Annotated in this window: 11 protein-coding genes; 3 read left to right on the forward strand and 8 right to left on the reverse strand. The window is 60.8% G+C overall.

The features are described 5' to 3' along the window. Positions 1–65 precede the first annotated feature (65 nt). On the reverse strand, positions 66–995 hold the full coding sequence (locus PspS35_RS22240) for an FAD-binding protein (protein WP_159936810.1): 930 nt from the start codon (positions 993–995) through the stop codon (positions 66–68). Positions 996–997: 2 nt separating this feature from the next. After that, the gene (locus PspS35_RS22245) at positions 998–1747 is read right to left on the reverse strand and encodes an electron transfer flavoprotein subunit beta/FixA family protein (protein WP_159936811.1); all 750 of its coding nucleotides are present in this window, start codon (positions 1745–1747) and stop codon (positions 998–1000) included. Between the two features lie 505 nt (positions 1748–2252). Between PspS35_RS22245 and PspS35_RS22250 the strand changes: the two genes are divergently transcribed. Further along, positions 2253–3917: an electron transfer flavoprotein-ubiquinone oxidoreductase gene (locus PspS35_RS22250; protein ID WP_159936812.1), complete on the forward strand. Its 1665-nt coding sequence runs from the start codon at positions 2253–2255 to the stop codon at positions 3915–3917. Between the two features lie 191 nt (positions 3918–4108). Here PspS35_RS22250 and PspS35_RS22255 read toward each other — a convergent pair whose 3' ends face one another. Continuing rightward, complete coding sequence (locus tag PspS35_RS22255; protein WP_159936813.1) at positions 4109–5305, reverse strand: benzoate/H(+) symporter BenE family transporter; 1197 nt, start codon at positions 5303–5305, stop codon at positions 4109–4111. A 348-nt stretch (positions 5306–5653) separates the two neighbouring features. Here PspS35_RS22255 and PspS35_RS22260 point away from each other — a divergent pair, with 348 nt between their 5' ends. Then, positions 5654–7045 (forward strand): PLP-dependent aminotransferase family protein, encoded by a 1392-nt coding sequence (locus tag PspS35_RS22260; RefSeq protein ID WP_159936814.1) that lies wholly within the window; start codon positions 5654–5656, stop codon positions 7043–7045. Here PspS35_RS22260 and PspS35_RS22265 read toward each other — a convergent pair. Then, positions 7042–7935, reverse strand: a complete 894-nt coding sequence (locus tag PspS35_RS22265) for an AraC family transcriptional regulator (protein WP_159936815.1) — start codon at positions 7933–7935, stop codon at positions 7042–7044. The genes PspS35_RS22260 and PspS35_RS22265 overlap by 4 nt on opposite strands. Before the next feature lie 182 nt (positions 7936–8117). Here PspS35_RS22265 and PspS35_RS22270 point away from each other — a divergent pair, with 182 nt between their 5' ends. Next, entirely contained in the window at positions 8118–9170 is a 1053-nt protein-coding gene (locus tag PspS35_RS22270; protein WP_159936816.1) for an NAD(P)-dependent alcohol dehydrogenase, read from the forward strand. Here the strand turns inward: PspS35_RS22270 and PspS35_RS22275 are convergent, their stop codons facing one another. The 4 genes from PspS35_RS22275 to PspS35_RS22290 all read right to left on the reverse strand — a co-directional run bounded on the left by PspS35_RS22275 (position 9171) and on the right by PspS35_RS22290 (position 13511). Then, entirely contained in the window at positions 9171–9974 is an 804-nt protein-coding gene (locus PspS35_RS22275; protein WP_159936817.1) for an IclR family transcriptional regulator, read from the reverse strand. Between the two features lie 76 nt (positions 9975–10050). Continuing rightward, positions 10051–11019, reverse strand: coding sequence for an L-arabinose ABC transporter permease AraH (gene araH, locus PspS35_RS22280; RefSeq protein WP_159934689.1), 969 nt, complete (start codon positions 11017–11019; stop codon positions 10051–10053). Positions 11020–11028: 9 nt separating this feature from the next. Next, positions 11029–12531, reverse strand: coding sequence for an L-arabinose ABC transporter ATP-binding protein AraG (gene araG / locus PspS35_RS22285; protein ID WP_159936818.1), 1503 nt, complete (start codon positions 12529–12531; stop codon positions 11029–11031). Next, entirely contained in the window at positions 12528–13511 is a 984-nt protein-coding gene (locus PspS35_RS22290; protein WP_159936819.1) for a substrate-binding domain-containing protein, read from the reverse strand. Before PspS35_RS22290 ends, araG begins: the two co-directional genes overlap by 4 nt. Between the last annotated feature and the right edge of the window lie 32 nt (positions 13512–13543).

The following is a 13543-nucleotide window of genomic DNA, read 5'->3' on the forward strand; positions in this document are numbered from 1 at the left end:
AAAAAAGCCCGGGCAAAAAAAAGCCCGGTCATAAGACCGGGCTCTTTATAAGTGAAGCGGCTGGATTAGACCAGCTTCTCCAACTCAGGTACGGCGTCGAACAAGTCCGCCACCAGGCCGTAATCGGCCACCTGGAAGATCGGCGCTTCTTCGTCCTTGTTGATCGCGACGATCACTTTGGAGTCTTTCATACCGGCCAAGTGCTGGATCGCGCCGGAGATACCGACGGCGATGTACAGCTGTGGCGCAACGATCTTGCCGGTCTGGCCGACCTGCATGTCGTTGGGTACAAAACCTGCGTCGACGGCCGCGCGGGAAGCGCCAACCGCAGCGCCCAGCTTGTCGGCCAGGGCGTACAGGTGCTTGAAGTTGTCACCGTTCTGCATGCCACGACCGCCGGAAACGACGATCTTGGCAGCGGTCAGCTCAGGGCGATCCGACTTGGCCAGCTCTTCGCCGACAAAGCTGGAGGTGCCAGCGTCGTGGGCAGCAGCGACGGCTTCAACGGCAGCCGAACCACCTTCAGCGGCAACCGGGTCGAAACCGGTGGCACGCACGGTGATCACTTTGATGGCAGCGGTCGATTGCACGGTGGCAATCGCGTTACCGGCATAGATCGGGCGCTTGAAGGTGTCGGCGCTTTCGACCGAAACGATCTCGGAGATCTGGTCAACGTCCAGCTGCGCGGCAACGCGTGGCAGGATGTTTTTGCCGTTGGAGGTGGCGGCAGCCAGGATATGGCTGTAGCCAGCGCCCAGCTCTGCGATCAACGGAGCTACGTTTTCCGGCAGTTGGTGAGCGTAGGCGGCGTTGTCGGCCAGCAGTACTTTGCTCACACCGGCGATTTTCGCAGCGGCTTCAGCCACAGCGCCAGCGCCTTGACCGGCTACCAGCACATGAATATCGCCACCGATTTTAGCGGCAGCAGCCACGGTATTCAGGGTGGCGGGGGCCACAACCTTATTGTCGTGTTCTGCGATTACCAAGATAGTCATGATTAGATTACCTTCGCTTCGTTTTTCAGTTTCTCGACCAGTTCAGCCACCGACTTGACCTTGATGCCCGCGCTGCGTGCAGCCGGCGCTTCGACTTTGACAGTCTTGTTGGTGGAGGCGGTGGAAACGCCCAAAGCATCCGGAGTCAGCACTTCAAGAGGCTTCTTCTTGGCTTTCATGATGTTTGGCAGGGACGCATAACGCGGCTCGTTCAAACGCAGGTCGGTGGTGACGATGGCCGGCAGTTTCAGGGAAACCGTCTGCGCGCCGCCGTCGATTTCACGGGTGACGGCAACGCTGTCGCCGCTCACTTCGACTTTCGAAGCGAAGGTGCCCTGGCCATAACCGGTCAGTGCAGCCAGCATCTGGCCAGTCTGGTTGTTGTCGCTGTCGATGGCTTGTTTGCCGAGGATCACCAGTTGAGGCTGCTCCTTGTCGACAACGGCCTTGAGCAACTTGGCAACGGCCAGGGAGGTCAGCTCGTGCGCGGACTCGACCAGCACGGCGCGGTCGGCACCCAGTGCCAGGGCGGTACGCAGTTGCTCTTGAGCAGTGGTTGGGCCGATGGAAACCACGACGATTTCAGTCGCCACGCCTTTTTCTTTCAGGCGTACGGCTTCTTCCACGGCGATTTCACAGAATGGGTTCATCGACATCTTGACGTTAGCAAGGTCGACGCCGGAATTGTCCGCCTTGACGCGAACTTTCACGTTGTAATCGACAACGCGTTTGACAGCTACAAGAACCTTCATGGATTCCTCGTTACTCTCCGGTGAAAAGAAAGTCGCCTAGGCGAACCTGGCGGTTGATGCTCATCGGCACACAAGGGCACCTCCAAAACCTGGACAAATGACCTTGCTCACGGGAAATGATGACCGTTCGTCAGTGGTGACTGAGAGGTCATTCTTTATCGCGGCGTGTAAACTGCGCGCCGGTGTTTAGGCGCGCGTCACCTGTTTCGCTTTTGGACGTGCTCTTGAAACCTGCTGTCTGCCTACGGTAAGCGCAAAACCGACCGTATATTGACTGGAACGCCTATTCTGGTCAATACGCCAAAATGGCCAGTCATAAGCCGCGTTGCTTTGATTTACCTAGCCTGCGGGCAATTCAAACAAACGTTTGTATTGGACGCTGACAGTGGTCTATATATAATGCGCCACCTAGAGAGAAAGGTGGGTCTTGCCGTTGCCGCAAGACGACACCGAACCTCCACCCATTAGAAAAAAAGCCTGTTGAGCCTTGAGTAGGAGATAGCCTGTGGAACGCGAATACATGGAATTCGACGTGGTCATCGTCGGCGCTGGCCCGGCTGGCCTGTCCGCCGCCTGCCGACTGAAGCAGAAGGCCGCCGAAGCCGGTAAGGAAATCAGCGTCTGCGTGGTCGAGAAAGGCTCCGAAGTCGGCGCACACATCCTCTCCGGTGCCGTGTTTGAACCGCGCGCCCTGAACGAACTGTTCCCGGACTGGAAAGCACTCGGCGCCCCGCTCAACACCCCCGTGGTGCGCGATGACATTTATGTACTGCGCAGCCCCGAAGCCTCCACCAAAGTGCCTGACTTCTTTGTGCCCAAGACCATGCACAACGAAGGCAACTACATCATTTCCCTCGGCAACCTGTGCCGCTGGCTGGCCCAACAGGCCGAAAACCTCGGCGTGGAAGTCTACCCAGGCTTCGCCGCCCAGGAAGCCCTGTTCGACGAGAACGGGGTGGTACGCGGGATCATCACCGGTGACCTCGGCGTCGACCGCGAAGGCAATCCCAAGGAAGGCGTGTACACCCCCGGCATGGAACTGCGTGGCAAGTACACGCTGTTCGCCGAAGGCTGCCGTGGCCATATCGGCAAGCAACTGATCAAACGCTTCAACCTGGACAGCGACGCCGACGCCCAGCACTACGGCATCGGCCTCAAGGAAATCTGGGAAATCGACCCGGCCAAGCACCAGCCAGGCCTGGTGGTCCACACCGCCGGTTGGCCGCTGGACATCATGAGCAACGAGAACACCGGCGGCTCCTTCCTGTATCACCTGGAAAACAACCAGGTGGTCGTGGGCCTGATCGTCGACCTGTCCTACAGCAACACCTTCCTGTCGCCGTTCGATGAGTTCCAGCGCCTCAAGCATCACCCGGTGCTGGCCCAGTATCTGGAAGGCGGCAAGCGCATCAGCTACGGCGCACGTGCGCTGGCCAAGGGCGGCATCAACTCGCTGCCGAAAATGGTCTTCAAGGGCGGCGCGCTGATCGGCTGCGACCTGGGCACCATGAACGTGGCCAAGATCAAAGGCAGCCACACCGCCATGAAGTCCGGCATGCTCGCCGCAGACGCCGTGGCCGAGCGTCTGTTCGCCGAGTCCGAAGGCGGTGACGAGCTGACCAACTACGTCGATAGTTTCAAAGCCAGCTGGCTCTACGAAGAACTGTTCGCCACCCGTAACTTCGGCCCGGCGATGCACAAGTTCGGCCCGATCATCGGCGCTGGCTTCAACTGGTTCGACCAGAACATCCTCGGCGGCAAAATGCCGTTCACCCTGCACGACACCAAGCCGGACTACGCCTGCCTCAAGCTGGCCAAAGACAGCACGAAGATCGACTACCCCAAACCCGACGGCAAGCTGAGCTTCGACAAGCTGAGCTCGGTGTTCCTCTCCAGCACCAACCATGAAGAAGAACAGCCGTGCCACTTGAAGCTCAAGGACCCGAGCATCCCGATCGGCACCAACCTGCCGCTCTATGATGAACCGGCGCAGCGCTACTGCCCGGCCGGCGTATATGAGGTGATCACCAAGGAAGACGGCGAGAAGCGCTTCCAGATCAACGCCCAGAACTGCGTGCACTGCAAGACCTGTGACATCAAGGACCCTTCGCAGAACATCACCTGGGTCACGCCGGAAGGCGCAGGTGGGCCGACTTACCCGAACATGTAAGCCGGTTGCCTGAAACACAAAAAGCCAACGCCCCAACGCGTTGGCTTTTTTGTGGGCATCCGCTCAGCAAGTACACTGGAAAACATTCACACAGGCGCATCACACGGCGCCGGGTGGGTTTGCTGGCGATTGCGTTCGCGGCCAATCAGACGGGCAACGACGGGATAGAGATTTTGCAGGCTCATGGTCGGCTACCCCCCCGCCATCGCGACGGCCTTGCTTTCCCGGGTGTAGGTCAGCACGCAGTGGGCGACCAGCCCAAAGATCAAGCCCCAGAACGCGGCGGCCAAGCCGAGGAAACTCATGCCCGAGGCGGTGACCAGGAAAGTGATCAACGCCGCTTCCCGTTGTTTCTCATCAGCCATAGCCCCGGTCAGCCCGGCGCTGATTGCACCGAACAGCGCCAGCCCGGCGAGGGAGGCAATCAGCTCTTTAGGCAAGGCGGAAAACACCGAGGCTAGGGTCGCGCCGAAGGTGCCCATGAGAATGTAGAACACCCCGCAGGCGATCCCGGCGATGTAGCGTTTGTCGCGGTCTTCGTGGGCTTCGCGGCCGGTGCAGATGGCGGCGGTGATCGCCGCCAGGTTAACGCCGTGGGAGCCGAACGGCGCCATCAGCACCGAACCAATCGCCGTCACCGAAATGATCGAGCGCGCCGGGGTGTTGTAGCCCGAGGTGCGCAACACCGCCATGCCCGGCACGTACTGCCCGGTCAGCGTCACCAGCGCCAGCGGCAAGCCGATGTTGATGATGGCGTGCCAGCTCCACTGCGGCGCGATAAACACCGGGTGCGCCACGGCGATGGTGATTGCCGTACTGTTCAGCTCTCCAAACGAGGCGGCGGCCGCACAGCCGACAATCAGCACCGACAGAATCGCGTAGCGCGGCGAGAGGCGCTTGAAGATCAGGTAGGCCGCGATCATCGACAACACCAGCGCGGGCTGCAGCTTGATCGAGGTGAACAGCTCGGCACCGAAACGGAACAGGATGCCGGCAAGCATGGCAGCCGCGATTGCCTTGGGCAGGCGGCTCATCAACTTGTCGAAGGCGCCGGACAAACCCACCACGGCAATGATCACCGAGGCGACCACATACGCACCGATGGCCTGTGGCAGCGTCACCGTGGGCAGCATCGACACCAGCAACGCCGCACCGGGTGTCGACCACGCGGTGATCACCGGAACCCGCAGGCGCCAACTGAGGAACAGGCCGGTGATGCCGCTGCCAATGGAAATCGCCCAGATCCACGAAGACACCACGTCGTTGGGCAGGTGCGCTTCCTTGGCGGCCTGAAACACGATGATCAAGGGGCCGGCATAGGAAATGATCACGGCGATAAAGCCCGCGATGACGGCTGACAGGGATAGATCCTTTCTGAGTGTGTCCATGATGCCTCGAGTTGGCGCGGCAGGGCCGGCAGTGACCTGGGGAGAATTGAGTCGATTGACTCGATTCGAAATGAGTGTATTTGAGGTAATTGAGTTGACTCAATAGCCAATGAGGTTGTTAGCAGATGTTTTTTTGCCAATGGTGCCGATTTTCCGCTTGAAAACCATTTAATCAATTGATTTATAAAGCGATTAAAAAAGTAAAAAATATCCGGACCTGACGATCAATCTCGACTCAATCACAGCATCAATCGACTCAATTTATCGATTGTGTCGATTTATTAGCTGCTCAACCTCCATGTGATATGCTCGGATATTCATCATTTCTACGATGGGCAGTGATCATTCATGTGGGTTCCCCAGCTAAGCGAATTCGGCCAGCCGATGTATTTGTCGATTGCCGATGCGTTGGCACGCGACATCGGCAACGGCGTATTGAACGAAGGCGATCGCCTGCCGACCCTGCGGGAGCTGGCCACGACCCTGAATGTCACGCCGGGCACCATCAGCCGGGCGTATAGCGAAGCCCAGCGGCGTCGCTTGGTGCAGGGGGAAGTTGGGCGCGGGACGTACGTGCTCAATCAGAAGCAACTGGAACTGCCGGCGAGTGACAGCGCGTCGATGCCATTGAACCTGGGGCATCCCGAACTGCTCGACCTGTCGATCATCAAGCCCTACAGCGAAACCCTGGAATACTGGCTGCGCGACGCACTGATCGGCATGGCCAAAAGCACCGATTTCGCACGCGCCCTGGACTACGCCCCGGACGGCGGCCACCCGGCGCATCGCGAGGCGGGCGCGCAGTGGTTGCGGCATTCATTGCCGGACGCGCAGTGGCAGCAAGTGATCATCACCGCCGGCGCCCAGCACGGCTTGATGGTGGCCATGAGCGCCCTGACCAACGCCGGTGATTTGGTGCTCTGCGAAGAACTTTGCTACCCCGGCATCATCTCCCTGGCCCACGGCCTGGAGCGCCGCCTGCGGGGCGTGCCGATGGATGACGAAGGCATCATCCCCGAGGCTCTGCGCGAACTGTGCCTGCGCGAAAAACCGGCGATGCTGGTGTGCGTGGCAACCTGCCAGAACCCGACAGCGGCGATCATGTCGCAAAAACGCCGGGCGCAAATCGCCGCACTGGCCGAAGAGTTCGACTTCATCATCCTCGACGATGACATCTACGGTTTTCTCGCCACCGACCCGTCCATCAAGCCGCTGTCGGCGTTTGCCCCGGACCGCTCGGTGTACCTGACCAGCCTGTCGAAGTCGGTGATGCCTGCGCTGCGCATCGGCTACCTGTACAGCCCGCCAAAACTGCTGTCACGCCTGACGTCGATGGTGCGCAGCAGCGTGTGGATGCCGTCGCCACTGACCGCGCAACTGGCAAGCAATGTCATCACCGAAGGGCTGGACAAAAAACTGATCCGTATCCAGCGCAACGAAGCCGCCGGGCGCCAAGCGATTGCCCAGGAGATCTTCGCCAATTACGAACTCAAGACCCAGCCCTACTCCTACCATGTCTGGCTGACGCTGCCCGAGCCGTGGACCAGCGATGAATTCACCATGCTGGCGCGGGCCAACGGGGTGCTGGTGCTCAGTGGCACGCAGTTCCAGGCCGAACGCTGCGGGGTGACGCGCAGTGTGCGGCTGGTACTGATGTCGCCCACCAGCCAGGACGAATTGCGCTTCGCCCTGACCAAGTTGGCCAGCCTGATCGATTCCGACCCGCGCCGTTACTACTAGGCCGCGCGCTCTTCCCCAGGGTTACGCTCGAAGTAGCGTTTGTATTCGCGGCTGAACTGCGACGTGCTCTGGTAGCCCACGTTGTGCGCCGCCTGGGCCACACCCATGCCTTCGAGCAGCAGCAACTGCTGGGCCTTGAGCAGGCGCAGGCGCTTGAGGTACTGCACCGGCGACAGCAAGGTGCAGCGCTTGAAGTGTTCATGAAAGGTTGATGCGCTCATGTGCGCATAGCCAGCCAACGTCTCGATATTCAGCGGCTCGGCGAAATGGGCATGCAGGTGATTCAGTGAAGTGGCAATCCGCGAGAATTGCCCCTGTTGCTCCACCAACGCACGCAGTACATCGGCTTGGGGCCCGCGCAGCGCGGTGAACAACAATTCGCGCACACGCGCCGGGCCCATGATCCGGCTTTCCAGCGGATCGTGCAGGCACTGCAACAGGCGCTCGACGCAGCCGCGCATGGCGTCATCAAGCACCACCGAACTCATCGACGCCAAGGTCTGTGCCGTCGGCGGTGGACCGGCCTGCATGCCCATCGCCATCACCAACTCCCCCAACACCACACGGTCGATACCCACCGACACCCCCAACAGCGGCGCATCGGGCGCCAGGGCAAATGTCTCGCACTCGAACGGCACCGGCATCGCCTGGATCAGGTAATGCCCCGCACCGTACTCCAGGGTACGCGGCCCCAGGTACGCGAGCTTGCTGCCTTGGGCCACGAACATCAGGCTCGGCTCATAGATCTGCGGGCCACGCGCCACATCGCAACTGGCGCGCAGCACCTTTACACCGGGCAGGTGGGTCGGCGAAAAACCGTCACAGGGCGTGAGCCCCTCAATCAGGGAAACCAGCGTGGCGTTGGCATCGAGATGGCGGGTCAACAACATGGCAAAAAACTTCGCGAAAAAGGGATGGGAACATCATCGCAGGTCTGGGGGCACATAAATCCAAACACAGGGCACTCCCGGACGAATAGGCATGAGACTCGGAGCAATCGTCATGGCCGCCCCGACGGTCGATGGGGAGAATGACCCGCCTCACTTGTCACTGCTTTTTGCGAGGTTTCACCATGTATACCGCCATCGGTTATGCCGCCCAGTCGGCCACCACTCCCCTCGCCCCCATGTCGTTTGAACGCCGCAGCCCGCGCGCCGACGACGTGGCCATCGAGATTCTGTACTGCGGCGTCTGCCACTCCGACATCCACCAGGCACGCAACGAATGGGGCATCGCGGTGTACCCGCTGATGCCGGGCCATGAGATTGTCGGCAAGGTCACTGCCGTCGGCGCCAGCGTCACCGCGCATAAAGTCGGCGACCTGGTCGGCGTGGGCTGCATGGTCGATTCGTGCCGTCACTGCGAAGCCTGCCAATCGGACCTGGAGCAATACTGCCTCGAAGGCCCGACCATGACCTACGCTACCCCGGACCGTGTGGATGGCAGCAACACCATGGGCGGCTACTCGGACAGCATCGTGGTCAGCGAGCACTTTGTGGTGAAGATTCCGGCCAAGCTCGACCTGGCCAGCGCCGCGCCGATCCTGTGCGCCGGCATCACCACGTATTCGCCGCTCAAGCACTACGGCGTGAAGGCCGGCGATAAAGTCGGGATCCTGGGCATGGGCGGCCTGGGCCATATGTGCATCAAGTTCGCCAAGGCGATGGGCGCAGAAGTCACGCTGTTCACCCGCTCGGCGAGCAAGGCTGAGGAAGGCCGTCGCCAGGGCGCCGATCACGTGATTGTGTCCACCGACGCCGAGCAGATGAAAGCCGCCGCCGGGCACTTTGACTTCCTGCTGGACACCATTCCGGTGCAGCATGACCTCAACCCCTACCTCGACGTGCTGCGCTTTGATGGCGTGCACATCCTGGTCGGTTTGATCGAGCCGGTGGACCCGCCGGTCAACGCAGCCAAACTGGTGCTGGGGCGTAAAGTGCTGGCCGGCTCGCTGATCGGCGGCATTGCAGAAACCCAGGAGGTCCTGGATTTCTGCGCCGAACATGGCATCACCTGCGACATCGAAATGCTCGACATCCGCCAGATCAACGAGGCCTACGCCCGCATGATCGCCGGTGATGTGAAGTACCGCTTTGTCATCGACATGGCGACCCTGAAGGTCTGATCAGGCCTTCGCGCCCAACTCCGCTGACAGCCGCGCCGCAACCTGTTTGATCACAGGGATCAGCTCGGCCATTTTCTCCAGCGGCATGTAGGGCACGGTACTGGCGATGCTGATGCCGGCGACGATTCGCCGGCTGGCATCGCGCACCGGTGCCGCGACGCAACGGATCGACGGTTCATTGTCTTCCAGGTCGAATGCATACCCACCCACCACGTATTCATGCATGCGCTGCTCGAACTGTGCCCAGGACTGTTCCGGGTGCTGCGGCCACTGCAGGTTTTTTCCGCCCGCTGGCAGGCTGGTTTCGTACAAGCGTTGCCACTCTGCAACCGAGTCATCCAGCAACATTGCCTTGCCTACGCCCGTGCGCGCCAGCGGCATGCGGTGGCCGACCCGCGAGCGCATTTCCGGGCCATTACGGCCGGGGTTCTTGTGCAGGTACAGCACGTCGTCGAACTCGCGAATCGCCAGGTGAATGGTGTCGCCGGTCAACGCCGACAGCTCGTCCAGGTACGGCACGGCCAGGGTCACCAACGGCAACTCTTCGCGGGCCTGGAACCCCAGCTCGATCAACTTTGGCCCTAGCAGGTAACCGACTTGCGGCACCACGCGCAGGTAGCGCTCGTCCACCAGGCAACTGGCCAGGCGATGGGTGGTGCTGCGGGTGGTGCCGATGCGCTTGGCGATCTCTTTCAGATCCCGCGCACCGGCCGCCACGGCCTGCACCACGCCCAGGCCACGCAGCAGGGTCTGGGTGCCAGTGGGGGCGGCGTCTTTGCTCGGGCTGTCGGGAGGTTGTTGCATATCAGGCCTATAAGTAAAAAAGCGCGGGCATTATGGCAAAAACCTCAATGCAGTGGAGATCCAAATGTGGGAGGGATCAGCGTTGTTTCATGCGGTCGATGACCACCGCCAGCAGCAGGATCGAGCCGCGAATTACGTACTGATAAAACGTGTCGATGTTCTTCAGGTTCATCGCATTCTCAATGATCGCCAAAATCAACACCCCCGCAATCACATGCCGGATCATGCCAATCCCGCCGCTCAACGACACCCCGCCCAGCACGCATGCCGAGATCACCGTGAGTTCAAAACCCTGGCCGATCATCGGCTGGCCCGAGGTCATGCGCGAGGCGAGGATTACGCCGGCCAGTGCGCCGATCAGGCCGTGTACGGCGAAGATCAGGATCTTGGTGCGATCAACGTTCACCCCCGCCAGCAACGCCGCTTCCGGGTTGCCGCCGATGGCCATAGTGTTGCGCCCGTAGGTGGTGTAGTTCAGCAGCCAGCCGAAAAACACGAAGCACACAATGGTGATCAGGATCGGCACCGGCACGCCGAACAACTGGCCGTTGCCGAATACGAAGAACTGCTCTTGGGACACGCCAACCGCTTTGCCGTCGGCAAAGATGTAGGCCAGGCCGCGCACGATCTGCATGGTCGCCAAGGTGGTGATCAACGCATTGACCCGCAGCTTGGCGATGACGATGCCGTTGATCAACCCGACGATCAGGCCCATCAACAGCGCAGCGCCGATGCCGAGCATCACGCTTTCGGTGTCGCGCATCACAATCGCCGCCACCACGCCGGCGCAGGCAATCACCGAACCTACGGACAGGTCGAAATGCCCCGACGCCAGGCAGAACAGCATGGTGCAGGCGGCGATGCCCACGGTGGAAATCGCCAGGCCCAGGCCGCGCATGTTCAGCGGTGAGAGGAAGTTGTCGATCAGCAAGGCGCACAGCACAAAGATGCCCACCGCGGCCAACAGCATCGCCCAGTTGTCGAGCAATGCACGCAGGTCGAGGGGTTTGCGTGCGGTTGGCAACGCGTTGTTTTGAGTGGTCATGGTCGTCTCTCAGTTCGTCACGCGGCGCGGCAGGGCCAGCTGCAGCAGGTTGGATTCAGTGGCGTGTGCACGGGTTTGCTCACCGCGCAGGGCGCCTTCGCACAGCACCAGGATGCGGTCGGAAATGCCCATCACTTCCATCAAATCGCTGGACACCACAATCACCGCAATGCCGCTGGCCGCGAGGTTGTGGATGATCTGGTAAATCTCCGACTTGGCGCCGATGTCGATGCCCCGCGTTGGCTCATCCAGCAGCAAGACCTTCATCGGCATCGACAGCCAGCGGCCCAAAATAGCCTTCTGCTGATTGCCGCCGGACAGGTACATGATTTTCTGTTGCGCATCCGGCGTCTTGACTTTCATCGCCTTGATTTGCTGGTCGGCGTTGCCTTTTTCCCAGGTTTCGCGCAGCAACCAACCGAACGCGGAATGGGCGCCACGGGCGCTGATGTTGATGTTCTCGGCGACGCTGGAAAGCGGAATGATGCCCTCCTTCTTGCGGTCTTCCGGGCACAACAAAACACCGGCGGCGATGGCGTCACGCGGGGAGCGCAGTTGCAATGTTTCGCCGCACAACTCAAGGCTGCCGGCACTGCTGCGCTCCAAACCGCTGAGCAAGCGGAACAGCTCCGTGCGCCCTGCCCCGACCAAGCCGAACAGCCCAAGAATCTCGCCCTTGCGCACCTCGAAACTGATCGGCTCGCGCAGGCCGGGGCCCAGCAAAGCATCCACCTTGAGCGCCACCTCACCCTGCTCACGCGGGCGGTAGTCGTAGATGTCCTGAATGTCGCGACCGACCATGCAGGTCACCAACTGGTCGTGACTCAACGCGCTCATGTCGTCAAAGGTGCGCACGTAACGGCCGTCCTTGAACACCGTCACTGCGTTGCAAATGCGGAACACTTCTTCCATGCGGTGCGACACGTAGAGCACCACTTTGCCCTCATCGCGCAGGCGCGTGATGATCGCCATCAAGCGGTCGATCTCCCGCGCCGATAGGCTGCTGGTGGGCTCGTCGAAGGCAATCACATGGGCGCCACGGGACAACGCCTTGGCGATTTCCACCAGTTGGCGTTGGCCCAGGGACAGCCGTCCGAGCTTTTCTTCAGGATCGATTTCATCCGCCAGCCCCTTGAGGCAAGCCAGGGCCTGCTTGCGCAGCAGGCCCCGATTGACCATGCCGAAGCGCGACGGAAGATGGCCGAGGAACAGGTTCTCGGCCACGCTCATTTCCGGCACCAGGTGCAGCTCCTGGTGGATCACCGCGACGCCACTGGCGATGCTGTCCGCCGCGCATTTGAACGCCATGGTCTGCTCGCCGATCTGCACCGTGCCGCTGCTGGGAATGTAGGCGCCGCCGAGGATTTTCAGCAGCGTCGACTTGCCCGCGCCGTTCTCGCCCATCAACGCGTGCACCTGCCCCGGCTGGGCGCTGAAGCTGATGCCGTCCAGCGCCTTGACCCCGGGAAAGGTTTTGCCGATCCCCTCGAACCGCAGGGCCGCAGCGGTCATTTCCACAGCCCGATCTTGGTCAGTTCTTCCTGGAAGTTGGCGCGGGTGATCAGGGTCACTTCATCCATCGCGGTGTACTTCGGTGGTTCGGTACCTTTGGTGACCCACTCGTACATCATCAGCGCGGTGTTGTAGCCCTCGATATGCGGGCTCGGCAGCATCGAGCCGAAGAAGCCGCTGTCGGCCTTTTTCAGTTCGCCGATGGCGTCGGTGCCGTTGATGCCGATGCCGATCACGTTGGCCGCCTTGAAGCCGGCGCTTTCCGTGGCGCGCACGCCGCCGAGCACGGTGTTGTCGTTCATGCCGCCGATGATCAGGTTTTTCGCGCCGCTGGGCAGCTTGACCAACGCCGAGTTGGTGGCATCCATGCTGCCCGGCACGTCGAGGGTTTTCAGCGCGGCGGTGAGGATGTGGTCTTTGGGGATGCCGGCTTCTTCGAGGGATTTGATCGAGCCGTCGGTGCGTTTTTTACCGGTGTCGAGTTCATTGAAGGTGTTGATCACCGCGTAGGTGTCCTTCCAATCCCAGCCACGTTTTTTCGCTTCGGCGGCCATGGCGGCGCCTTGTTTCTGGCCGACTTCAAACGCAGCCATGCCCAGGTACGGCACGTCCTCCATGAAGTTGCCCTTGGCATCGACGAAGCGGTCATCCACCGCCATGACTTTCAAGCCATTGAGCTTGGCCTTGGCCACGATGGCCGGGCCGAGGGACACGTCCGGCGGGCAGATCACAAAGCCCTTGGCGCCGTTGGCGGCCAGGCTGTCGATGGCGGAAAGGGTCTTTTCGCCATCGGGCACGGCGATCTTGATCACGGTAAAACCGTGTTGCTTACCGGCTTTTTCGGCGAAGGCCCATTCGGTCTGGAACCAGGGTTCTTCGGCTTGTTTGACCAAAAAGCCGATCTTCACTTCTTCGGCGGCCGATACAACGCCGCTGAACGCCAGGGCAAGTGCCAGGGTGCCTAGTGTTTTCTTAAACATGAACCACCTCTTGTTGTTATTGAGCGTTAAAC

The organism is Pseudomonas sp. S35 (assembly GCF_009866765.1).
Classification (GTDB): Bacteria; Pseudomonadota; Gammaproteobacteria; order Pseudomonadales; family Pseudomonadaceae; genus Aquipseudomonas.